1 rRNA gene is annotated in these 351 nt (G+C 49.0%); it reads right to left on the bottom strand.

Annotated elements, in window-relative coordinates:
• Window positions 1–301 (bottom strand): 23S ribosomal RNA (locus tag CHH53_RS17010); the annotation flags it as partial.
• Between the last annotated feature and the right edge of the window lie 50 nt (window positions 302–351).

Raw genomic sequence — 351 nt, 5'->3', positions numbered from 1 at the left:
ACAACCCCAGAAGGCAAGCCTTCTGGTTTGGGCTGATTCCGTTTCGCTCCGCCGCTACTTGGGAAATCGCATTTGCTTTCTCTTCCTCCGGGTAATGAGATGTTTCAGTTCCCCGGGTCTGCCTCGCATCACCTATGTATTCAGTAATGCGTACTATCCAATAACGGATAGCGGGTTCCCCCATTCGGAAATCTCCGGATCAAAGCTTACTTACAGCTCCCCGAAGCATATCGGTGTTAGTCCCGTCCTTCATCGGCTCCTAGTGCCAAGGCATCCACCGTGCGCCCTTCTTCACTTAACTAATAACGCATGATGCATTAAATCGCGACAATATATATTGTCTTGCTTTAA

This window comes from Terribacillus sp. 7520-G (assembly GCF_002271665.1).
Classification (GTDB): domain Bacteria; phylum Bacillota; class Bacilli; order Bacillales; family Amphibacillaceae; genus Terribacillus.
The sequence above is the reverse complement of the archived record's forward strand: the minus strand, read 5'-3'. Positions and strand labels throughout refer to the sequence as shown.